The organism is Pseudomonas sp. GQ91 (assembly GCF_059758795.1).
In genome coordinates this window covers 188,880-212,342 of record NZ_JCAXED010000006.1, presented here as the reverse complement: position 1 = coordinate 212,342, position 23,463 = coordinate 188,880, and the positions used below count along the sequence as shown (strand labels likewise).

19 protein-coding genes are annotated in these 23,463 nt (G+C 61.4%); 13 read left to right on the top strand and 6 right to left on the bottom strand.

The annotated features are described in order from the left end of the window. Positions 1-26: 26 nt before the first annotated feature. Together AC6CIA_RS11340 and AC6CIA_RS11335 are read right to left on the bottom strand one after the other, a co-directional pair. Entirely contained in the window at positions 27-803 is a 777-nt protein-coding gene (locus AC6CIA_RS11340; protein WP_498312006.1) for an alpha/beta fold hydrolase, read from the bottom strand. 125 nt (positions 804-928) lie between these two features. Continuing rightward, complete coding sequence (locus AC6CIA_RS11335; protein ID WP_498312004.1) at positions 929-2,332, bottom strand: aminotransferase-like domain-containing protein; 1,404 nt, start codon at positions 2,330-2,332, stop codon at positions 929-931. A gap of 131 nt (positions 2,333-2,463) precedes the next feature. Between AC6CIA_RS11335 and AC6CIA_RS11330 the strand changes: the two genes are divergently transcribed. The 4 genes from AC6CIA_RS11330 (at position 2,464) to AC6CIA_RS11315 (ending at position 6,186) form a co-directional block, all read left to right on the top strand. Beyond that, positions 2,464-3,102: a LysE family translocator gene (locus AC6CIA_RS11330; RefSeq protein ID WP_498312002.1), complete on the top strand. Its 639-nt coding sequence runs from the start codon at positions 2,464-2,466 to the stop codon at positions 3,100-3,102. A 164-nt stretch (positions 3,103-3,266) separates the two neighbouring features. Next, complete coding sequence (locus AC6CIA_RS11325) at positions 3,267-4,139, top strand: pirin family protein (RefSeq protein WP_498312000.1); 873 nt, start codon at positions 3,267-3,269, stop codon at positions 4,137-4,139. Between the two features lie 63 nt (positions 4,140-4,202). Further along, positions 4,203-5,645, top strand: coding sequence for a mechanosensitive ion channel domain-containing protein (locus AC6CIA_RS11320; RefSeq protein ID WP_498311998.1), 1,443 nt, complete (start codon positions 4,203-4,205; stop codon positions 5,643-5,645). Between the two features lie 103 nt (positions 5,646-5,748). Continuing rightward, positions 5,749-6,186 (top strand): carboxymuconolactone decarboxylase family protein, encoded by a 438-nt coding sequence (locus AC6CIA_RS11315; RefSeq protein ID WP_498311996.1) that lies wholly within the window; start codon positions 5,749-5,751, stop codon positions 6,184-6,186. 12 nt (positions 6,187-6,198) lie between these two features. On the opposite strand, the gene AC6CIA_RS11310 is transcribed toward AC6CIA_RS11315, so the two are convergent. Further along, the gene (locus tag AC6CIA_RS11310) at positions 6,199-6,963 is read right to left on the bottom strand and encodes an AraC family transcriptional regulator (protein WP_498311994.1); all 765 of its coding nucleotides are present in this window, start codon (positions 6,961-6,963) and stop codon (positions 6,199-6,201) included. Positions 6,964-7,291: 328 nt separating this feature from the next. Here AC6CIA_RS11310 and AC6CIA_RS11305 point away from each other — a divergent pair, with 328 nt between their 5' ends. Beyond that, positions 7,292-8,431: an MFS transporter gene (locus AC6CIA_RS11305; RefSeq protein WP_498311992.1), complete on the top strand. Its 1,140-nt coding sequence runs from the start codon at positions 7,292-7,294 to the stop codon at positions 8,429-8,431. Here the strand turns inward: AC6CIA_RS11305 and AC6CIA_RS11300 are convergent. Further along, on the bottom strand, positions 8,421-10,595 hold the full coding sequence (locus AC6CIA_RS11300; protein ID WP_498311990.1) for a TonB-dependent siderophore receptor: 2,175 nt from the start codon (positions 10,593-10,595) through the stop codon (positions 8,421-8,423). The genes AC6CIA_RS11305 and AC6CIA_RS11300 overlap by 11 nt on opposite strands. Before the next feature lie 166 nt (positions 10,596-10,761). Further along, positions 10,762-11,649, bottom strand: a complete 888-nt coding sequence (locus AC6CIA_RS11295) for a helix-turn-helix domain-containing protein (protein WP_498311988.1) — start codon at positions 11,647-11,649, stop codon at positions 10,762-10,764. 157 nt (positions 11,650-11,806) lie between these two features. On the opposite strand from AC6CIA_RS11295, the gene AC6CIA_RS11290 reads away from it, so the two are divergent. From AC6CIA_RS11290 to AC6CIA_RS11260, 7 genes are all read left to right on the top strand, one after another. Next, positions 11,807-13,165 carry a glutamine synthetase family protein gene (locus AC6CIA_RS11290; RefSeq protein WP_498311986.1) on the top strand — a complete coding sequence of 453 codons (1,359 nt, stop codon included), beginning with the start codon at positions 11,807-11,809 and terminating at the stop codon, positions 13,163-13,165. Between the two features lie 34 nt (positions 13,166-13,199). Further along, positions 13,200-14,288 carry a polyamine ABC transporter substrate-binding protein gene (locus tag AC6CIA_RS11285; protein ID WP_498311984.1) on the top strand — a complete coding sequence of 363 codons (1,089 nt, stop codon included), beginning with the start codon at positions 13,200-13,202 and terminating at the stop codon, positions 14,286-14,288. Further along, positions 14,285-15,580, top strand: coding sequence for an NAD(P)/FAD-dependent oxidoreductase (locus tag AC6CIA_RS11280; protein ID WP_498311983.1), 1,296 nt, complete (start codon positions 14,285-14,287; stop codon positions 15,578-15,580). Before AC6CIA_RS11285 ends, AC6CIA_RS11280 begins: the two co-directional genes overlap by 4 nt. Positions 15,581-15,773: 193 nt before the next feature. Further along, entirely contained in the window at positions 15,774-16,271 is a 498-nt protein-coding gene (locus AC6CIA_RS11275) for a sigma-70 family RNA polymerase sigma factor (protein ID WP_498312218.1), read from the top strand. Between the two features lie 31 nt (positions 16,272-16,302). Further along, positions 16,303-17,274, top strand: coding sequence for a FecR family protein (locus AC6CIA_RS11270; RefSeq protein WP_498312216.1), 972 nt, complete (start codon positions 16,303-16,305; stop codon positions 17,272-17,274). 96 nt (positions 17,275-17,370) lie between these two features. After that, on the top strand, positions 17,371-19,776 hold the full coding sequence (locus tag AC6CIA_RS11265) for a TonB-dependent siderophore receptor (RefSeq protein WP_498311981.1): 2,406 nt from the start codon (positions 17,371-17,373) through the stop codon (positions 19,774-19,776). 252 nt (positions 19,777-20,028) lie between these two features. Beyond that, the gene (locus tag AC6CIA_RS11260) at positions 20,029-20,904 is read left to right on the top strand and encodes a hypothetical protein (protein WP_498311980.1); all 876 of its coding nucleotides are present in this window, start codon (positions 20,029-20,031) and stop codon (positions 20,902-20,904) included. Between the two features lie 151 nt (positions 20,905-21,055). Here AC6CIA_RS11260 and AC6CIA_RS11255 read toward each other — a convergent pair whose 3' ends face one another. Further along, positions 21,056-22,207 (bottom strand): MFS transporter, encoded by a 1,152-nt coding sequence (locus AC6CIA_RS11255; protein ID WP_498311978.1) that lies wholly within the window; start codon positions 22,205-22,207, stop codon positions 21,056-21,058. 174 nt (positions 22,208-22,381) lie between these two features. Here AC6CIA_RS11255 and AC6CIA_RS11250 point away from each other — a divergent pair, with 174 nt between their 5' ends. Beyond that, complete coding sequence (locus AC6CIA_RS11250) at positions 22,382-23,422, top strand: diaminopimelate epimerase (RefSeq protein ID WP_498311976.1); 1,041 nt, start codon at positions 22,382-22,384, stop codon at positions 23,420-23,422. Positions 23,423-23,463 lie beyond the last annotated feature (41 nt).

Genomic DNA, 23,463 nt, shown 5'->3' with positions numbered 1-23,463 from the left:
GTAGAGCGGATGACTGACGATGGGGGTTATTGGTCTTTGACGAGGCACTCGGAGGCGCGCGGTGGTTGCGTGCCGTTGGCCAGATAGTCGCCGGCCCAGCGGTTCGTGCACTGGCCGGCCGTTTTGGACGACGCCCCCCGCAAATACGGGCCCTTGAGGACAAGGCGGCGCTCCGCGGGCAGTTGCGCAAAGGCCATGTGTACGAGGTCGTCGGACAATTCGTCGAGCGCCGGTTCGATCAGCACCATGCGTCCCACGCGATGGGAAAACAGCGCGCCGTAACCGAGACCGGGCCCGGTGCCCTGGGCGGTGCCCAGATAATTGATCTTTTCCTCGCCCAATTGCAGGCGCACGAATTCCATATCCCAGGCTGACTGTGCGGTTGCAGGCTGCTTGCGGGGGCTCAGTTCAATCACGTCATACAGGTTCGTCAGCGAACGATATGCTTCGGTGTTGGCGTACTTCCAGACCGTCGCCAAGTGCACGGCAAATATCCCATGGGCGTTCGTGTGCGGTGTCCCGGATTGAGTAAACACTACACCCTTGCGCGCTAGCGGCAGACGCGCGCCGACTCGGGTGATGCTCAGGCGCACCCGACCGGGTGCGCTGCCTTGATGGTCCAGCGGCACCGTGACGATGCCGCATTGGGTGCGGGCAATCACTTCCTGGTCCAGGCCGCGACCGGGCAGCTTCGGGCAGTCCACCAGCCATTCGATACCGGGCTCGGTGGCATGCCCGGGCGGACTTGGCAGCAGGGCTAACCAACTGAGGCCACCTAGGGTGATTGCTCTTAAAGATGTCATCTGCATGTCCGGGTAGTCGCTCGTTAGGGACAGGCTTTTTACCAAGGGCGGCCCGGCGCCAATGCAGGGATAGCACCACGCAGAGTGTGGGAAGGCGGATATTTACTCTCAGATTTTTCTTACTGCTAACGGGCGTGCTCCAGCATCCCCTCAACCGCCTCCCACACCTGCGGGTCGTCGCTGTGTGCCACGTTGAACCGCATGAAATCCCGCATGCCGGCGTCGTACCCAAACAACGCCCCCGGTGCGAGCAACAGGCCGCGCTTGAGGCCGATCTGGGCCAGCCGCTCGCCATTGACGCCAGCCGGCAAGCGCGCCCAGATAAACATCCCGCCCTCATGACCCATGGGCAGCTCACACCCGCACCGACGCAACCACTGTTCAACCCGTCCGCCGGCTTCCAGCAGCCGTTGGACCATGCGCTTACGGTGCCGGGCATAGCTCCCTTCGCTGAGCAGCCGATAGACAATCTGCTCAAACAGTTCTGAGGTCACGCCGCCGCTCATCAGCTTCATATTGGTCAGGTTGGCGGCCAGTTGGGGCGCGGCCACCACATAACTGACGCGGGCATTGGCGCTGAGGGTTTTTGAGAACCCCGACAAATAGGTCACCTGTTCCAGCCCCGCGAGTGCTGCCAGGCGCGGCGGTGGGTTGGGGTGCAAGTCGCCGTAGAGATCGTCCTCGATAATATGGCAGTGATACTGACGGGTCAGTTGTAACAAACGGAAGGCCTGGGCCGCGCTGAAGGAGTGGCCGGTGGGGTTATGCAACACGCTGGTGGTCAGGTACAGACAGGGCCGTTGTTCCGCCAGCAGGTGTTCCAGCGCGCTGAAGTCGAAGCCATCCGGCCGGCGTTGCAGGGTCACCACTTTGACCCCGTGCAGCGCCAGGTTGGCGTGGAAGTTGAAGTAGCACGGCGCATCCAGCAGGACCGTGTCACCGGGACGGGCCAGCAGGCGCATCAACATGTCCAGGCCTTGCAGGGTGTTGGGAGTGGTGATGATTTGTTCCACCGGCGCCGTCAGGCCGTCGCCCTGGAGTTTGTGTTGCAACGCCTGGCGCAACGACAGCAAGCCTGCCGGCGTGCCCATGCCGGCAATCCGCAGGGATGGCGCGCGCACCACGCTGCGCATGGCCTGGCGCAGGGCGTCGGAGTCGAGCCAGTCTTCCGGCAGATGGCCGCCGCCGGGACGCAGGTCGCCCTGGCCGCTGACCAGCGGCCGCCGCAGCACACTGAGCAAATCCTGGGGCAGTAGATCCACCCAGGTACTGGATGACGGTTGCGCTTGGCGATGGGCGACGAAATGGCCGCGGCCCTGATGGGACGTCAGCAGATGCTGGCCGCGCAGGCGATCGAGGGCTTCGTTGATGGTGAATTTGCCGACCCCCAATTGTGCCCCCAGCTCACGTACCGACGGCAGTTTGCTGCCCGCGGCCAGTTCGCCATGCTCGATGGCGCGGGTGAATGCATCGACAATCTGCTGGACCTTGGGCCCGTGGTCATGAAAGTGGATCCGAGGAATGAGCATCGTGATGTCCTGAAGTTTACCGGTATCTTTACCGGTAAAGTCTGCGTGAATAAGCGCAGAGTTTACCTGCCTGTCGCAGGTTCTGCGCCCTAGACTTCACTGCATTCCTTCCTGCAGCGAATCTTCCTAGCATGGCCAGCGCCCTGACGTTTTCATCCTTCCTGTATTTCCTGTTGCTGTGCACCACCCTGGCGTTCAGCCCCGGCCCCATGACGTTGCTGCTGCTCAGCCTCGGCTTGAAAGATGGCCTGCGTCATTCCCTGCCGGCGCAGTTCGGCGCCAGTGTGTCGTACCTGATCTCGATCATGATTTTTGCCGTGGGCTTTTCCGAACTGATCAAGGGCTACCCGCTGATTACCCAGGCCATCCAACTGGTCGGCGTGGCCTACATCCTTTACCTCGCCTACAAACAATGGACCGGCAGCGCGGTCAACCTCAGCGCCACTGTCCAAGGGCGGGAAAGTTCCCGCAGCCTGTTCGGTAAAGGCCTGCTGACCGGGTTGTCCAACCCCAAGGCCATCATCCTGTTCAGCGCGGTGTTCCCGCAATTTGCCGGCGTGGACCAGGACAGCGCCGCAGCCGACAACGCCATCCTCGGCCTGACCTTCCTGATAGTGCAGTTCGCCAGTGGCTGTCTGTATGGCTACTTCGGCCAGCGGATCAAGCCTGTACTCGAATCGCCGCGCAAGCGTGTGTTGCTGCAAAGGGTCACGGCGCTATTGTTGTTGGCGGTGGCAATCTTGCTGGCGCGTGGTTTTTCCCACCAGTAAGGGGCGACCGGCCGGGCGAAGATCCTGCTGATGGCGCACGGCGCGCTGGAGGGAGTCGGGAGTGTCGCAGGGATTGTCCTACTCATGGAACGATTAGGGTTGCTATCGCTATCTAGCGCCGTATTGGTATTGGATTTAAGGTGTATCCACTTTGGAGGTACATCATGAAAAACATCATCGGCATCTACACCAGCCCACGCGGCCATTGGGTCGGCGACGGCTTTCCGGTTCGTACGCTGTTTTCCTACGACACTTTGGGCGAGTACATCAGCCCGTTCCTGTTGCTCGACCATGCCGGGCCCTACGCTTTCACGCCCACCGAGCAACGACGCGGCGTGGGGCAACACCCGCATCGCGGTTTTGAAACCGTGACCATTGTCTACGCGGGTGAAGTCGAGCACCGGGACTCAACCGGCGCAGGCGGCAAGATTGGCCCCGGCGACGTGCAGTGGATGACTGCCGCCAAGGGCATCCTGCATGAGGAGTTTCATTCCGAAGCCTTCGCGCGTAGCGGCGGCCCCATGGAAATGGTTCAGTTGTGGGTCAACCTGCCGGCCAAGGACAAAATGGCTGAACCGGGTTACCAGACCGTCCTGGACGGCGACATTCCGTCATTGCCGTTGGCTGAGGGGGCCGGCAGCCTGCGCCTGATTGCCGGTGAGTTCGCTGGCCACACGGGCCCGGCGCGCACGTTTACGCCGATTGATGTGTGGGATCTACGGCTCAATGGCGACAAGGCGGTGACCCTGGATCTGCAGGCCGGTCGTAACACTGTGCTGGTGGTATTGAAAGGCACCGTGCAGGTCAATGGCATCGAGCTGGCGCGTGAAGGGCAGTTGGTGGTGTTTGACCGCGCTGGCGAGCAGATCAGCCTGGAGTCGAATGGCGACGCTACATTGTTGCTGCTCAGCGGCGAGCCGATCGACGAACCGATCGTCGGCCACGGCCCGTTCGTGATGAATACCGAGCAGGAAATTCACCAGGCGTTCGCCGACTTCCAATCTGGCCGGTTCGGGCAGATGCAACCGCAAGCGTGAGACGCTATACCTTCCAGCGGCGTTTCGTGCGATCTTCGCACGCATCGCCCTGGAGTCGCCTGGATGCCCTCATTTATCTCCGATCACCCGATGGTCTGCGCGTTGGCGTTGATCCTGCTGGATATTGCCGTCTGGCGCCTGATATCCGCTGAATACAGCAACTGGAAATTGGCGGCGCGGCTGTTGATTTTCGCGTTATTCAGCGTTGCTCTGTTCAGTGACGGCATGAGCCCGATGCAGGCCGCGCCCTGGCCCGAGGACGTGCCGTTGCACCTGGCGGCGACGGCGCTGCAGATCGGCTGGTGGTTGTTTGCCGCGCGCACCCTCACGGTGCTGCTGGGCGCGCTGATGATGCAGCGGGTCGGCCATACCGGGCGGCTGCTGCAAGACCTGTTGGGCGCGGTGATCTTCCTGATCGCCATCATCGCTGCCATGGCTTACGTCCTGGAGCTGCCGGTCAAGGGCGTGTTGGCGACGTCCGGTGCGATGGCGATCATTGTCGGCCTGGCCTTGCAAAGCACCTTGAGCGACGTGTTTTCCGGGATTGTGCTCAACACCACCAAGCCTTATCAACTGGATGACTGGATCGCCATCGACGGTATCGAGGGCCGGGTTACGGATATCGACTGGCGGGCCACGCGCCTGCAAACCTCCCAAGGCAGCATGGCGGTGATTCCCAACTCGCTGGCGGCCAAGGCCAAGATCATCAACTTCTCGCGCCCGGCCGACATGTTCGGCTTGGCCGTGAGCTTGCAAGTCAGCCCCCATGCACGGCCGCAAACGGTGGTGGAAGCCCTGGAACGCGCGATGCAGGGCTGTCGATCACTGCTGGCCAAGCCGGCGCCGAGTGTCGCCTTCAAGACGTCCGCCAGCGCCGGCGTGGAATATGAAATCAGTGGTTTCGTGCCGGCGATGAGCCTCAAGCGCGAGGCGCGCAATCAGCTTTATGACCTGGCTTACCGGCACTTGCAAGCCGCGGGCGTGAACCTGCTGTCGAGTGCCGAAAGTGCTGTGTCGACGACCACGTCGCCGGCACGCGCGCTGTTGGACAGTTCGACGCTATTTTCTACCTTGCGCCAGGAAGAGAAGGACACCTTCAGCCAGAACATGACCCTGCACACTTTCCGTGGCGGCGACATGATCCTGCGCGCCGGCGAAGTCAGCGATCACCTGTTCATCATCGAATCCGGGGTTGTTTCGGTACTGCTGACCACGCCCGGGCACACCGTCGAAGCCGGGCGCATGGGACCTGGGGAGGTGATCGGCGAAGCCGGGATCCTTCAGGAACAGGGCGTGCCGGCAGACTTTGTCGCCAAGACCTACTGCACCCTTTATCGCATCGAGCGGGAATACCTCAAGCCGTGCCTGGATGCGCGGCACGACATTGCCGAAGCGATGAAGAATCTCCTGGATTTCCGCCTGCACGCCGCGCAAAACCTGATCCAGGACGCACCGGCAGTACCGGTGAGGAAGAGCTTTATGCAGTGGCTGCGCAGGCGCAGATGAAGCGCGTTGCATTGGCTACCTGTTCTTCGCCGTAATTGGCTATTTGTCCAGGGCAGCGGGGTGACTAAGCTGGTCACCAATCCCCCTGTCCTGGAGCAACACCATGCAAGCCCGTATTGATTTCTACAACGCTTCCCCCAACGCGATGAAAGCCATGCTTGGCCTGGAAGCGGCCGTCGGCAAACTCTCCATCGAGCTACCGCTGCTGGAGCTGGTGCGCCTGCGGGTATCGCAGATCAATGGCTGTGCGTTCTGCCTGGATATGCACAGCGCCGACGCGCTCAAAGGCGGTGAAACCGAGCGTCGTCTGTACACCCTCTCGGCGTGGCGTGAGACGCCGTTTTTCACCCCGCGTGAACGCGCCGCGCTGGCCTGGGCGGAAAGCCTGACGTTGATCAGCCAGACTCACGCGTGCGATGAAGATTACGCCTTGCTCAGTGAGCAATTCAGCCCGTCCGAACAGGTCGACCTGAGTCTGGCGATTGCCACCATCAACAGCTGGAACCGTCTGGCGGTGGGCTTTCGCAAGATGCCCGAGTAGGGCGCACTTGGCCTATTTGAAATAACCCCGTGGCGTGGTGCCGGTCATGCTTTTGAAGAAGGCGATCAGTGCGCTGTCGCTGGCAAAGCCCAACTCGAAAGCGCAGTAGCCGATGTTGCGCCCGGTGGCGAGCAACTCGATGGCACGCATCAGGCGCCACTGCTGGCGCCATTGTTGATAACCCATGCCGGTTTCACGCAGGAAAATGCGTCCGATGGTTTTGCTGCTGGCACCCACCTGCTGTTGCAGCTCCTGCAACGGCGGAGGCAAATGCTCAAGGTTTTGCAGCAACGGCGCCAGGCGCTTGTCGTGTGGCAACGGCAGCAGCAGCGGCTGTTCGACGGCCTGGCGAACTTCGTTCAGGCACAACGCCAGCAAATGCGCGTAGTGGCCTTGTTCCCAATCGGTCTCGAAGGCGGCCAGCGCCATCGGCTCGAGTACCGCGCGTAACAACGCACTGACCTCGATCACCCGCACCTGGCTCGGCCAATGCTCGGCCAATGCCGGGCTGACATACACCGAACGATACTCCACGGCGTGCTGCATGACTGCCCGATGGCGGATGCCGCCAGGGATCCACGCCGCGCGCGTGGGTGGCAACAGGCACACTTGATGGGCCAGGGTGATACGCGTGCACCCCTGTTGGGTAAACAGCAATTGGCCGCGTCGGTGCTGGTGCAACCCGGAGTCATGGGCGCCAAGCAAGGCAGCGATGCCAATGACCGGTGCGTCGAAAATATCCGGGTCAAAACGCGCATCAGCCGCAAGCCAGGCCATAAGGGTTGTCCGATTTCATGGATAAAATGTCGAAGTCTGGATAATACGCCAGTGGCTGCTGTTTAAAATCCCCTCCCTGTCTTATTGCATCGGTATCTACACAACGTTCACAAACTGACGAATTTCCTTGTGGCGAGCGGGCTTGCCCCGCGTTGGGCTGCGAAGCAGCCCCAGTAAGCCGAATGCGGTGTATCAGCTACTCCGTAGCTGCTGGTTTTGGGGCTGCTTCGCAGCCCAACGCGGGGCAAGCCCGCTCGCCACAGGGAAATTCGTCAGTTTGTGAAAGGTGTGGAGATACCTATCCGGTCTTATTGGGAAGGGCTTTTTGATGAACCGGAAGAACCTCTTAGTCCTGGCGGTGGCGCTACTGATGTTTGCGCAAATCGCGCAAACCCTCTACAGCCCGGCGCTCTCGGATATCAGCGAGGCTTTTGCCGTGAGGCCGCAAGCGGCGGCACAAACCCTGTCGGTGTACTTTCTGGCCTTTGCCCTGGGGGTGGTTGTCTGGGGCCGGGTGAGTGACCGCTGGGGACGGCGTCCGGTGATGCTGACCGGGCTCATGCTTTACGCCGTCGCCACCTGCCTGGCCCTGAGCGTTCAGACCTTCAACGGACTGCTTATCGCCCAGGCTTTGGCCGCGTTTGGCGCGGCGGTGGGGTCGGTGGTGACGCAAACCGTAGTGCGCGATTGTTTCAGCGGCGCGCAGCTGGCGCAGGTGTTTTCCGTGATAGGCATTGCCCTGGCCGCCAGTCCCGCGATGGCTCTGTTTACCGGCGCGAGCCTGGTGCAGCACTTCGGTTATCGAGGCATGCTCGGTTGCCTGCTGCTGCTGTCGTTGACGCTTTGGGCCTGGTGCTGGCGGGCCTTGCCGGAAACGCGTCCGGCGGCGGCGTGCGCTGCGCCGCTGTTTGGCACGCTGGGCTTGATGCTCAAGGATCTGGCGCTGTGGCGCGCGGTCGGCCTGGTGGCGGCGTTCAATATCGCGCTGTTCAGTTACTACAGCCTGGGGCCGTTTATTTTCCAGCGCCTGGGGCTGTCCGCCGAACAGTTCGGCTACAGCGGCGCAGGACTGGCATTGGGTTCAGGGTTGGGCGCCTGGTTCAACAAATGCTTGCTCAAGCGCGGTATCGGCAGTGAGACATTGGTGCTGACGGCGGCGGCGGTGGCGCTGCTGGGCGGCTGCCTGGTGATGCTGCTGCGCGACAGCGGATGGTTTGTGCTGCCGATGTTGCTGGTGGTGTCGGCCTTCGGCATGGCGATTCCCAATGTGCTGGGCTCGGCGCTGCTGGCCTATCGCGACCGACTGGGCACGGCGGGAGCGCTGTTCGGGCTGATGTACTACCTGGCGATCGGCGCCGGGTTGATGCTGGTCGCCTGGGTCCAGTCCCTGGAATGGACCCTGTTGGTCTGCGCGCTGGCGGCGCTTTGGCTCGGTTACGTTCGCCCCGCGGCGCCTCTCAGAAGTTGACTGAAGCACTCAAGCGCGCTGTCAACGGCGCACCCTGGAACAGGTAGTCATCGCCCATGTACTCGCCGACATCGCGCCAGTAGCGCTTGTCGAACAGGTTGTCGACGCTCAGGCGAAAGACTGTTTCATAGCCGTCAATCCGCGTGCTGTAGCGGCTGCCGACGTTGACCACGGCGTAATCCGCCACCTCGACGTGTCCGCTGCGATTGGCGTTTTTGCTGGCGCTGTATTGCACGCCGCCCAGCAACGCGAGGCCCTCGACCCAGGGCAGGGCGTAATCGGCGTAAAGGCTGGCCCGCAGTTTGGGCACGTTGATTGTCTGGTGGCCTTCGTATTCGGCGGTGCCGCTGCCGCTGACCCGCGCACGAATCGCCGCGACGCTGGCCGCTACCTGCAAGCGGGAAGTGGCCCAGCCGTTGGCGGACAACTCCAGGCCGGTGTTTTTCTGCTCACCCTGCTGCACGTAGGTGAAGTCACCGGCGCTGTCCGGCTTGGCGTACTGGTAAGCCTGGCGCGTCTGGAATACTGCCGCGGCAAAGCTGATACGGCGCCACTCGTATTTCACCCCGGCTTCGATCTGGCGGGAGACCGTGGGGGCGAGAATTTCCTGGGCATTGCGCGCAAACCATGGTGCTTCGCCACCCAGGGACAGGCCTTTGCTATAGCGGGTGTACAGCGAGAGGTTTGCCAGCGGCTTGTAGATCAACGCGGCATTGGGCAAGAACATGTACCGCTGGGTGTGGCGTGACTGGCTGCCAGTCCCGTCGAAAGCGTGTTCATCAAGGCGCACTTCGCGGCCGCCGACCACGGTTTGCCACTGCTCGTTGAAGCTGATGCGGTCGGTGACGAAGAGTCCGTATTGGCGGCTGTCGAGACGACGGTGACGCTCGTTCAACGGTTTGTCGGTTGGCGGGAAACTGGCCGGGTCCTGATCGATATTGCCGCTGCCGATCCACTCGTTGACGGGGTCGCGCTTGTCGACCACCCGGCGAAACGCGCTGCCGCCAAACGTCAGTTCGTGGCGCAGGCCGGCCGTGCTGAACAACCCGGTCATCGCGGCCTGGATTTCATCGGTGCGCCGGGTGTCATCGGGGCTGCGGTAGTCGTAGATGTCGTAGTCGCCTTCCGGGCTGAAGTAGTTCGGCACTTTCGATGTGCAACCGGAGGAACCGTAGCAACCCCAGGCAAATGAACTGTAGTCATCAATCACCACCTGGCTGCGGGCTGCGCTGACGCTGCCTTTCCATTGATCACTGAAACGGTAGTCAAACGTACCGTTGAGGTTCAGCGAGTCGATATCCACTTGTTTCGATCCCGTCTGGTGACCGAGCAGCTTTTTCGGGGATGCGTCGTGGGGCACCTCGGTGCCGCCGAGTAACTGGTACCCCGGCACCGAACGCTGTGCCTTGTTCTGATACTCGGCATCCAGTCGCAGCACCGCGTCGGGGCTGATGTTCCAGTCGAAGGCCAGGGACAGGAAATCGCGCTGGCCATTGGCGTGCTCGACATACGCATTGAGGTCTTCATGGGCGACGTTGGCGCGCAGGCCGAATTGCTGTTCGCTGCCGAACCAGCCGCCGACATCGGTGGCGATATAGGCGCTGCCGCGGTCATCGCTGGACACCGTCACCGAACGCACGTCTTCCGGGCGCTTGGTCACGTAATTGATCACGCCGCTGGGTTCGGAAATGCCACTCTGCAGGCCTGCCAGGCCCTTGAGCAACTCCACCCGCTGTTTGTTTTCCAGGGCAACGTTCTGCTCGCCGGTGAGGGTACGCCCGTTGATCTTGTAACTGCTCGCGGCATTCAGGGAGAACCCGCGCACCACGAAGTTTTCGTAATACCCGATCGGCGCATAGCTTTCGCCCACCGAGGCGTCGTTGCGCAGCACTTCGCTGAGCAGGCGGGCCTGTTGATCCTTGATCAGCGCCTCGTTGATCACTGTGATCGAGGCCGGTGTATCCAGCAACGGCGCTTCATTGAATCCTCCCACCGAGGCGCTGTCGTTCTGGTAGCCGGCAATGTCCTGTCCCTGGATTTTCAGGGTTGGCAACTCCAGGTCGGCGGCCAGACTGCTGTTCATGCCTGCGCCCAACAGCAAGCCTAAGGTGAGCAGGTCGAGGGTAAAACGCGTGGTAACCACAGGGCGGGGACTTAAAACCATGGGGGAAGGCCTGAGAGCACAGAGCGAAGGGCGCCTAAACTAGGCAGAATGGGTTTTTTTTACAAGTTCCCGAAAGCACATCCGTTTGCGCTCCTGCGCTGAGACCACCGGCCTCAATCGTCAAAGCCTTCGACTGGCGTGCCTCGCGCCTACAGGCGTTTGCCGTTCAACTTATTTTTTGCGCGTGTTTCAGGGTTTCGCTGGGCAGCTCCTGGAACAGCGCCCGATAGCTGTTGGAAAACCGCCCCAAATGCCAGAACGACCAGTTCATCGCGACCTGCGCCACCGTGGTCTCAGGTGAACTCAGCAACTCCCGTCGTGCACCATTCAACCGCCGCAGGCGCAACCACTGTGCCGGGCTCATTCCGGTGTAGGTCCTGAATCCTTGTTGCAGCTGGCGCAGCGACACCCCGGCAATCCGCGCCAGCTCCAGCAGGTTGACGGTTTCGTCTGGCACATCTGCCGCCCACTCACCCATCCGTGCCATCAGGCTGCGTTCTTCGGTGCGCCGGCGTAGCGAACCCTGATCCAGGCCTACGCAGGCGTTGTCCAGAATGAACAAACAGTCGTCCAGCAGTTGCTGGGCCAGGGCTTCGCGACCGGGTGGATCGGTTTCTTCGGACAGTCGGGTCAAGGTGCCGCTGAGCCAGCGACTGAACAATGAGTTTTGCAACGAGCTGAGCGGCGCCATGAACAAGCCTTCCAGCCGGGCCAGTTCCAAACCCTGGCGCTGGACAAACTCCGGGCCGAACACCACCGCCACTTCACGGTAGTTTTCCGGGGTGATCCAGGTGTTGCGGCTTTCGCCATTGAGCAGGTACAGCGCGTTGTCGCTGCCATCGAAGCAGAACGCCAGGGAGCCCTCGGGAGCATTGAAATGCTGTTCGATACGCGTGTTCATGCGCTCTTCGTAAACCTCCACACCCTGCAGATCAAGGTAGCGGACCAGCCCGGCAAAATGCCCTGGAGACATTTGCTGGTAGTGCTGTACCCAGCCGGGTGTAGCGCTGCATTGGGCGCTCACATCACCGGTGGTAAAGGCCTGAACATGCAAGGTGGCTGACTATGTCATGGGTAACCCGGGCGCACTCTATTGGTGCGTTATGCTCCGTGCAAAGTGGATAGATGCCGGCGGACGGCTCGGCCAAGATAGACCTCAATGTGCCGCTAGGGAAGTCTGCCGGCATCACTCAAGCCATGACGAGGTCCTTATGAACGCCCCTTTCGATCAGCTGTCCGCCTGGCTGAAAGAACACAAGATTACCGAAGTCGAATGCGTGATCAGTGACCTGACGGGCATCGCACGCGGCAAGATTGCGCCCACCAACAAGTTCCTGCATGAGCGAGGCATGCGCCTGCCGGAAAGTGTCTTGCTGCAAACGGTAACCGGGGATTTTGTCGACGACGATATCTACTACGACCTGCTGGATCCGGCTGACATCGACATGCTCTGTCGCCCCGCGGCCAATGCCACTTATGTCGTGCCATGGGCCATCGAGCCCACTGCGATTGTGATTCACGACACTTTCGACAAGCAGGGCAATCCCGTCGAGCTGTCGCCGCGCAATGTGCTGAAGAAGGTTCTGCAGCTTTACCGTGATCAGGGCTGGCAGCCGATTGTCGCACCGGAAATGGAGTTCTACCTGACCCAGCGCTGCGAAGACCCGGACCTGCCGCTGAAGACCCCGCTGGGGCGTTCGGGTCGCGCTGAAAGTGGTCGCCAATCGTTCTCCATCGACGCCGCCAACGAATTCGATCCACTCTTCGAGGACGTCTACGACTGGTGCGAAGCCCAGGGCCTGGACCTCGATACGCTGATCCACGAAGACGGCCCGGCCCAGATGGAAATCAACTTCCGTCACGGCGACGCGCTCGATCTGGCGGACCAGATCACGGTGTTCAAGCGCACCCTGCGTGAGGCGGCGCTCAAGCACAATGTGGCGGCGACCTTCATGGCCAAGCCGGTGGCCGACGAACCCGGCAGCGCCATGCATTTGCATCAGAGCGTAGTGGATATGGCCACCGGCAAACCGGTGTTTGTCGATGATGACGGCAAGATGAGCGAGTTGTTTTTGCATCACATCGGCGGCTTGCAAAAGTACATCCCCACGCTGCTGCCGATGTTCGCGGCTAACGTCAATTCGTTCCGCCGTTTCTTGCCGGACACCTCGGCCCCGGTCAACGTCGAATGGGGTGAAGAGAACCGCACCGTCGGCCTGCGCGTGCCGACCTCCAGCCCCGACGCCATGCGCGTGGAAAACCGCCTGCCGGGCGCCGACGCCAACCCGTACCTGGCCATCGCCGCGAGTCTGTTGTGCGGCTATCTGGGGATGATCGAACGCATCGAGCCGAGCGCCCCGGTGGAAGGCCGGGCCTACGAGCGCCGCAACCTGCGTCTGCCGATCACCATCGAGGACGCGCTGGCGCGGATGGAGGCGTGTGTGACGATCAAGCATTACCTGGGGGACAAATTTGTACGCGGCTACGTCGCGGTCAAGCGGGCCGAACACGAAAACTTCAAGCGGGTGATCAGCTCCTGGGAACGGGAGTTCCTGTTGCTGAGTGTCTGAGCGTTCACACTAAAAAAACACAAGAGGTGTCGATATGCGTCTAGCCAAACAACTTCTCCCGCTGGCCCTGGCCGCGATGTTCACCGGCGCCGGCCAGGCCGCGCCGACGGTCAGCGTGTATAACTGGACCGACTACATCGGTGAGTCCACGCTGGCCGATTTCCAGGCCAAGACCGGGATCAAAGTGGTGTACGACGTGTTCGACTCCAACGAAACCCTGGAAGGCAAATTACTGGCGGGCCGCACCGGGTATGACGTGGTGGTGCCGTCCAACCATTTCCTCGGGCGCCAGGTGCAGGCTGGCGCATTTATGAAGCTGGACCGCGCGCAGTTACCCAATTACGCCAACCTCGATCCGAAACTGCTCAAGCTGCTGGAGCAAAACGACCCCGGCAACCTGTATTCGGTGCCCTACCTCTGGGGCACCAACGGCATCGGCTACAACGTCGACAAGGTCAAGCAAGTGCTGGGCGTGGACCATATCGATTCGTGGGCAATGCTGTTTGAACCGCAGAACCTGAAGAAGCTTCACGCGTGTGGCGTCGCATTTCTCGATTCGGCGGACGAAGCTTTTCCGGCGATCCTCAACTACATGGGCATGGACCCGCGCAGCGAGACGGCGGCCGATTACAAAAAGGCTGAAGCCAAGCTGTTGACGCTGCGTCCATACATCACCTACTTCCATTCCTCCAAGTACATTTCGGACCTGGCCAACGGCAATATCTGCGTGGCCTTCGGTTATTCCGGTGATGTGTTCCAGGCCGCCAGCCGCGCCCGGGAAGCCGGTAACGGGATCAAGCTCGCTTACTCGATTCCCAAGGAAGGCAGCAATCTGTGGTTCGATCTGCTGGCGATCCCGGCGGACGCGTCCAACCCGCAACACGCCCACGCGTTCATCAATTACCTGCTGGAGCCCGAGGTGATCGCCAAGATCAGTGCCTACGTGGGCTACGCCAATCCGAACCCGGCGTCAAAGGCCTTCATGGAGCCGGAACTGGTGAACAATCCCGAGGTTTACCCGTCGCAGGAAGTGCTCGACAAACTCTATATATCCACCACGCCAAGTCCGGCCATCATGCGGGTGATGACTCGGGCCTGGAGCAAAGTGAAGTCCAATCAATGAATCAGTCGGCAGACCATGCTCGCTCCTATTACCTGGCTTCGGCCAACGCCATGCCACAACGGCCGGCCTTGCAGGCCGAACTGAGCGCCGATGTGTGTGTGGTCGGCGGTGGTTTCACCGGGGTCAACACGGCCATCGAGCTGGCCCAGCGTGGTCTTTCGGTGATCCTGCTGGAAGCCCGACGCATTGGCTGGGGTGCCAGCGGGCGCAATGGCGGACAACTGATCCGGGGGATCGGTCACGATGTATCGGGCTTTGCGCGCTATGTGGGCGAGGAGGGCGTGCGCTACTTGCAGCGCGCCGGGATCGAGTCGGTAGCCGTGGTGGGCGAGCGTGTTCGTGAGCATGGCATCGACTGCGATCTGCGCTGGGGTTTTTGCGAGCTGGCCAATACCCCGGCGCAATTCGCGGCGTTCAAGGGCGAGCTGGAAGGCTTGGCGGCGTTGGGCTATGCCGCGCAAACCCGCTTGGTTGCGCCGCAGGACATGACGCAAGTGGTGGGCAGCGACGCGTATGCTGGTGGCTTGATGGACATGGGCTCCGGGCATCTGCATCCGCTGAATCTGGTCTTGGGCGAGGCGCGTCTCGCCGAATCCCTCGGCGTGCGGATCTTCGAGCACAGCCCGGTGCTGGAGCTGACCCATGGCGACAGCGTCCAGGTGCGCTGCGCGTCCGGCAGCGTGCGTGCCGCCAGCCTGGTATTGGCCTGCAACGCGCACCTTGAGGAACTCGAGCCGCGCTTGAGCGGCAAGGTGCTGCCGGCCGGCAGTTACATCATCGCGACCGAACCGCTGTCGGCCCAGGTGGCCCACCAGTTGATCCCGCAGAACCTGGCGTTGTGTGATCAAAAAGTCGGGCTGGATTACTACCGGCTTTCGGCGGACCGGCGTTTATTGTTCGGCGGCGCCTGCCACTACTCGGGGCGTGACCCGCGGGACATTGCGGCCTATATGCGCCCGAAGATGCTCAAGGTCTTCCCGCAACTGGCCAATACCGCCATCGAGTTCCAGTGGGGCGGCAAGATTGGCATCACCGCCAATCGCTTTCCCCAGGTCGGGCGACTCAACCAGTACCGCAACGTGTTCTATGCCCAGGGTTATTCCGGGCATGGCCTGAACGTCACCCATTGGTGCGCGCGGTTGTTGGCCGAAGGCATTCATGCCGGGCACAGCCAGGGCCTGGATATCTTCAGCCAGGTGCCGCATATGAGGTTTCCCGGCGGCAAGGCCTTGCGTTCGCCGCTGCTGGCATTGGGGATGTTGTGGTATCGGTTGCGGGAAAGGCTGCATTAAGTGCCGGTTTACGGCGATACCGTCGGCTCCGGTGGGGCCACGGGTATCGCCGTTCCACGCAGCAGCGTGTTTGCCAGGCCACTTTCTTGAGTCAAGGCAGCACAACTGCCGAGTAAGCGGCGACGGGCAGCAATTGCCCTGCTTAATAGGACGCATTACTATTCACGCCCCGCCTATCCAGTGCTTTTCAATGATGCTTCCGCCGCCTCGCAAACCAGGCTTTTTCGAGCATTACGAAGAATTGATCGGGACCTGGACGCGCCGTTTGCGAAATCGGCACCAGGCCGAGGACCTGGCCCATGACACGTTTGTGCGGGTGCTTGAGTGCAAGTCGGCGCAAGTCGAACAGCCCCGCGCCTATTTGCATCAGACCGCGCGTAATATTGCGGTGGATGCTTATCGCCGCGAGGACCGCCGTGACGCGATGACGCTGGAGGCTTTTGATCAGGGCTCGCCCCCCAGCGGCGACCCGGAGCATTTCATGCACGCGATCCAGCTGGCGGACTCCATCGAACGGGCCTTGGCCGAATTGCCGCTCAATTGCCGCAGGATTTTCATCTGGCAAAAGATCGAAGGCTTGACCCAGCAGGAAATCGCCGAGCGCCTGGGGCTTTCTAAAAACATGGTGGAAAAGTATATGATCCGCACCCTGCGGCATCTGCGCGAGCGCCTGGACGCGATGGCCCCATGACCGATGCCCGCTTTGAACAGGACCTTCCATGATGGATACCCGTGAGTGTGCCTGCACACGCGCAACGGTGCGAGACGAGGCCGCGCGGTGGTTTGTGCGTTTGCAGGACAGCCCATTGAGCGTCGAAGAACGCCGCCGTTTTGAAGCCTGGTGTGCAGAGCATCCCGAACATCGATATGAGTTCGATGTATTGCAAGGGCTATGGCGCGCCACCGATCTGTTGCCCAGGGAACGCTTGCAAGCGTTGTGCGAGGCGCCCGTGGTGGCGCCCCGGCGGCGGTCGCTGGTGCGCTATGCGCTGGCGGCCGGTGTGGTGGCGGTTGCGCTGGGACTGGGGCTGTTCAGTGGCTTGAAGCGACCGGTGACCTACACCGCCGAATTCAGCACTGCGTTAGGCGAGCGTCGTCAGGTCGACCTGCCGGATGGTTCGCTGATCGAGCTTAACGATCGCAGCGTGGTCGCGGTGCGGTATGAGAAAGCCCGGCGTGGCGTTGAACTCAAGCAGGGCGAGGCGATGTTCAGTGTCGAGCATGACCCCAGCCGACCGTTCGTGGTCAAGGCCGGGGCCGGGCAGGTGACGGTCACCGGGACCCGGTTCGATGTGCGGCGTGATGACGAGCAGACCCGGGTGGTGGTCGAGGCGGGAACGGTCAAGGTGCAAGGTCGGGCCGCTGGGCAGGTGGTCACGCTGACGGCGGGTCGTGGTACCTCGATCGATCGCCAAGGCTCGGTAGCGCCGGCGTATCCAGTCAACCCGCAAGCACTCACCGCCTGGCGCAACGGTAAACTGGTGTTCAATGACGCCCCTCTTGGCGAGGTGGCGCGGGAGGTTTCGCGCTATCGCGAACAACCGCTGCGGGTCAGCACGGCGGCCAGCAAGCTGCGCCTGACCAGCGTGTTCAATGCCAACGATACCGATGCCTTGCTCAAGGCCCTGCCGCACATTCTTCCGGTGTCCGTGCGGGAACTGCCCGACGGCGGCCAGGAAATAATTTCACGCTAGGTTCAGGTTTTTTCCGAGTTCTTCGTCTTCTTGTCCAACTGCAACTGGTTTGCATTAACAGCCGTACTTTCTTGCGATCACAGGACTAGGCTCGACGTGAAAAAACTCGCCGTGAAAAACCCTAAATCATCCCGCTGGGCCCCACTGGCCCTCGCCTTGGCCGTCAGTGCCGCGATGCCTGTGGCCTCCGCCGAGGAGGCCATTCATATTCAGGCACAACCTTTGGGCTCGGCGTTGAGCCAATTGGGCCAGCAAACGTCGCTGCAAGTGTTTTTCAGCCCCGACATGGTGGCCGGCAAGCAAGCCCCGGCCGTCGACGGCAATCTGTCGCCGGAGCAAGCCCTGCGTCAGCTGTTGCAAGGCAGCGGCCTGGATTATCAGATCGATGCGGGCTCGGTGATCCTGCGTCCGCTGTCCAGCGGCACGGGTGAAGCCGGTTCACCGCTGGAGTTGGGGGCCACGGATATCAAGGTGGTTGGCGACTGGCTGGGTGATGCCAATGCCGAAGTGGTGCAGAACCATCCCGGCGCGCGGACGGTGATCCGTCGTGAAGCCATGGTGGAGCAGGGCGCAATGAACGTCGGTGACGTACTGCGACGTGTACCCGGTGTGCAAGTGCAAGAAGCCAACGGCACCGGCGGCAGCGATATTTCCCTCAATGTAGGAGTGCGTGGCCTGACGTCGCGGCTATCGCCACGTTCCACGGTGTTGATTGACGGTGTACCGGCTGCTTTCGCACCCTACGGCCAGCCGCAACTGTCGATGGCGCCGATTTCCGCCGGCAACCTGGAGAGCATTGATGTGGTACGCGGTGCCGGTTCCGTGCGTTACGGACCGCAGAACGTTGGTGGCGTGATCAACTTCGTGACCCGCGCGATTCCCGAGACGTTCTCCGGTGAAGTCGGCACCACCCTGCAAACGTCCGCCCACGGCGGCTGGAAACATATCGACAATGCGTTTATCGGCGGGACCGCCGACAACGGTATTGGCGCCGCGTTGTTGTATTCCGGGGTCAATGGCAATGGATACCGCAACAGTAACAATTCCAATGACATCGACGACGTGATTTTCAAGACTCACTGGGCGCCGACCGATCAAGACGATTTCTCGCTGAATTTCCACTATTACGACGCCAGTGCCGACATGCCGGGCGGCTTGACCCAGGCACAGTTCGACGCCAATCCCTATCAATCGGTGCGTGACTGGGACAGTTTCAGCGGCCGGCGCAAGGATGTGTCGTTCAAATACATCCGTCAGATCAATGACCGCACCCAGGCCGAGGTGCTGACTTATTACTCCGACAGTTTTCGCGGCAGCAATATCGCCAACCGGAATTTGCGGGCGATCAATTCCTACCCGCGTACCTACACTACTTTCGGCATCGAGCCACGGGTGTCCCACGTATTCGACCTGGGGCCGACCACCCAGGAAGCCAGCATTGGCTACCGTTACCTGAAAGAAAGCATGCACGAGCAGGCGACCAGCCTGGCGCTGGTCGACAACCAGCCCACGCCGTCCGGCCAGAACGACGGTCATGTGTATCAGGACCGCACTGGCGGCACCGAGGCCAATGCGTTTTATATCGACGACAAGATCGATGTGGGCAAGTGGACCCTCACTCCCGGGATCCGTTTCGAGAGCATTCGGACCGAATGGCACGACCACCCGGTGGTGGCGTTGAATGGCACGCGGGTCCAGGAGAAACTTCGCCAGATCAAGAGTCATGAGCCGTTGCCCGCCTTGAGCGTGATGTACCACGTTTCGGATGCCTGGAAGCTGTTCGCCAACTACGAGACCTCGTTCGGCAGCCTGCAGTATTTCCAGCTCGGCCAGGGCGGCAGCGGCGACCAGACGGCGAACGGCCTGCAGCCGGAAAAAGCCAAGACCTATGAGGTCGGGACTCGTTATAACGACAGTGTCTGGGGCGGTGAGGTCACGCTGTTCTACATCGACTTCTCCGATGAACTGCAGTACCTCAGCAATGATGTGGGCTGGACCAACCTGGGCGCCACCCAGCACAGCGGTATCGAGGCCTCGGCCCATTACGACCTGGCAAACCTCGACCCGCGCCTGGACGGCCTGACCGCCAACGCCGGCTTCACCTACACCAAGGCTACCTCGGTAGGTGACGTCGCCTTCAAGGGCCGCGACCTGCCGCTGTATTCCCGTCAAGTGGCGACCCTGGGCCTGCGCTATGCGGTCAACCAGTGGACGCATAATCTGGATGTCTACGCCCAGTCCGGCCAGCGAGCTCCAGGCACTACCGACACCTATATCACTCAACCGACCGCAGACGGTCAGTACGGTGATATTCCGGGCTACGTTTCGGTGAATCTGCGCAGCGGCTATGACTTCGGTGAGCAACTGTCCAACCTCAAGCTGGGGGCCGGCGTGAAGAACGTTTTCGACCAGCAGCACTACACGCGTTCCAGCGATAACAATTCGGGGATTTACCTGGGAGAGCCGCGTACGTTCTTTGTACAGGCAAGCGTAGGTTTCTGACCGATACATCAGGCGACTCCTATCGGGGCATTTCCGGGTAGGAGTCAGACTGATCCCGTGGGGTGAGCGTTAAGCGCATCGGGCCGACGCCCTCGCTCCAAGGAGAAGCAACCCAAGGTGCTCTTCTCTTACCGATAAAAATGCCAAGTCTAGACAGTTCAGGAACTCTTTCCTCTGGTTTGCCACACAGGGCATACCAGTTCGTTCGATGGAACTGGTGAGGTCTCTCATACACCGAACCAGGGCTTAACCATGCATTCAACTTCGATTGATTCGCGCAACCGATATCCCGATTCCTTCAGTTCGTCGTCATTAGAAAACGTTGCCGATAAAGCATACGGTGAGGGCTACCAGCACGGGCAGCAGGACGCCCGTGGCGCGGGGCGGTATTTGCAGGCAACCGACGCCAGGCCGCAAGGCTCTCACTTTTCGGGCGCGCACAGCGCATCAGGCGGATTTGACTATCAACTGCCGCAAGTGCCGCAAATGCGCAATTTCACCGGGCCGGGGGCATTTCAGGCACCGAGTACCCACGACTTCCTGAACGGCATGCAGTCCCAGGCGCAGGCGACATCGCCTTCCAACCCAATAATGCAGATGTTCAATTCGCTGATCAGCCTGTTGAGCATGCTCAAAAGCCAACTGTTCGGCGCCGGTCCGGAGCAGGGTCAGGTAACCCAGCCATGCCCTGGGCATACCCATCCTCAGCCGACGCATCCGTGGCACCCAGGCCACGGTCAGGCAGGTAGTTTTCCGCCAGGTCATCATCATCCTGCGCCCGGGCATGGTCGGCCGCCGCGCAATGAATTCTCGGGGCAATCCGACGCGTCGCTGGCGCAGGCGCTGCAGAACAGTTTTGGCACGTTCGAGGACCCTCGCAAGCCCGGTTACATTTCCGAGAAGTCCCTCAAGGCCGTGGCGGATCGTGCGTATCCGTCCGGAGACTTTTCAAAGGATCGAGATACGTTGCTGGCGCGAGAATACTTGATGCGTCCCGCGCTTCTCGGCCTGTCGGACAAACATGCATCTACTGGACAGTATGACGGCTTGATTGACCGGAAAAATCTGCAGATCGCCGCTGGAGTCGCCCAGGGCAATAGCAATCCTTACTATGGAGATAGAACCTAGGCAGGGAAGCCAGCAGCGTAAACACCCGACAAGAAACCAGATGGGCCGTCGTGGCATTAACGCGTGATAGCCAACAGGCCATGCCGACTTGAGTTGTTTCGATCCTGTACACGTCGCTTCTGTCAGGATCGACGTGTTCTCGACACGGGGTTTACACTCGCAGCACCTTTCCACTGATCGCCACGCCGACCAGCAACACGGCAATCAACAGGAACGCGGCGCTCAGACTGCTGGCGTGGGCCACAAACCCGATCACTGCAGGGCCTGCAAGAATGCCTGCGTACCCCAGGGTGGTGATCGCCGGTACGGCAATGTGTTCAGGCATGACTGTTTGCTTGCCCACCGCGGTGTATAGCACCGGCACGATATTGGAACATCCGGCGCCCACCAGCGCATAACCCAGCAGCGCCGCTTCCCAGGCCGGAGAGAGCGTCGCAAGCAACATGCCCGCCGTGGCCAGTGCGCCGCCAAGGATGATGACCTTGGTGGCGCCCAGGCGATGCACGATCATGTCCCCGGTCAGGCGTCCGGCGGTCATGGTCAGGGCGAAGGCGGCGTAGCCGAGCCCCGCGTACGCTTCATCCAGGCCGCGTTCGGCACTGAGGAACACCGCGCTCCAATCCAGCACCGCGCCCTCGGCGAGAAACACGATAAAACACAGGCAACCGATAAACAGCACCACGCCGTGGGGGATGGCGAAAGCGGGGCCTGAGCTTTTGCTGCCGTAGGGCAATAAGTGCGGCGCGGCCTTGAACAGCGCTGCCAATGTAATCACGATCACCACCAGGGTTGCCTGCAAGGGTGACAGCCCGAGTGCCAACAGGCCGCTGACACCCGCGGCGCCAACAATGCCACCCAGGCTGAACAGCCCGTGGAAGCCTGACATCATGGTCTTGCCGCTGGCCCGCTCGACGATCACCGCTTGCAGGTTGACCGTGGAGTCCACCGTACCGAGACCGGCGCCAAACAGGAACAACGAGGCCGCCAGCGCTGGAACCGAGCTGACGGTGGCGAGCAGCGGCAACGCCAGGCAGATCAGCAGGGTGCCGCCGCTCAAGACCTTCCGGCAGCCAAAACGTGAGGCCAGCGCCCCGGCGGCCGGCATCGCAATGATCGAGCCCACCCCCAGGCATAACAGCAGCAGGCCGAGCGTGCCTTCGTCCAACTGCGCGCGTGCCTTGGCGTAAGGCACCAATGGCGCCCAGGCGGCAATCCCGAAACCTGCGATAAAAAACGCGATGCGGGTCGACATTTGTTCCAGACGCCCCGGAATGACGGGAGCCGGGCTGCTGATGGCGGTCATGAAAATCCTTGGTTTGCAGGCGTTGATGAGGTGCGGCGCGATATCCTTGCATATCAGGCCATCACGCGCGAGCCGAGGTTCCCGGAGTGTTTTTTACTCGGCGCGCGGCGGGTTACCCACGTCTTGTGAGTATGTGGCTACACTGCGGGTTCCCGGTGATTCGAGAGACATGCCATGTCCAGTTGTTCCGACAACAGCGAAGCGTACTGCGCACCTGTGACCACGACCCGGTTTTATGACGCCCGTGGCAATATCTATGGCGTGGTCAGCCCGGCTGTGCTGCGTGAGCAGGGTATCGACCTGCCAGCGAGCGCTGCGTTGGCGGCGAGCCGCCGAGCGTGCTGGAGCGCGTCTGCAGTCGCCGCCGAGTGCGGTTGGGGAGCGTTACCGCGCCCGGCCAACGCCAAGCCTCATCGCTGTGACGGTCTGTTGATCGGGCCGTTTCAGGCCGAGGCGCCCTTTGACCTGCTGATCGTCAACACCGACGGCAGCCTGGCCGAGCGCAGCGGAAACGGCCTGAGCATATTTGCTCAGGCCTTGAGTGAGCAGGGGTTGATGACCGGACGGTGTGAGTTGCGTGTGCATCATGACAAGCCGGACGCGCCATCGCCGGTGATTACCGTTACCGACCCCGCAATATTCGAACAGGTCCGGGGCTTCTGGCTGACGTTGGGGCGGCCCACGTTCGGCCCTTTGGCGGTGGGCGCAAGGCAGGTGGATACGGCGTCGCTCCATGATCGGGAGTTGAGCCTGGTCAGCGGGCTTGTGTCGCTTGATGAGCGCTGGAACCACAGCCAGTTTGTGCGAGTGGGCAATCCCCATTGTGTGACGCTGGTGACTGAGGTTTCAGCGTTGCCGGACAACCCGCGGATGCAACAACCGGCGCTGTTTGAACCGTTGAAACATATCGCCTTCGCGCCGCCCGCAGGCGTTGGGCAACCTTGTCCCGAGGGCGTCAACCTGCAATGGGCGGCCCGCGCGTCCGCCAACTGCTTGATCGCCCGCGTGTTTGAACGCGGCGAAGGGCCCACGGCGTCTTCTGGTACCAGTGCCAGCGCGGTGGCCTGTGCGGCCTGGCGTGTCGGGTGGGTGGCGGCGGGACCGGTGACGGTGATCATGCCCGGCGGGAGCGTGCCTGTGTTACTCGAGGAGCAGAATGGCGAGTTGAGGGGTGTCAGCCTGTTTGGCGCGGCGCAACGCCAAATGACGGAATAGGTATCGGGCGCTGGCAGGAGCGATCAGTCGTTCCTGCGCAG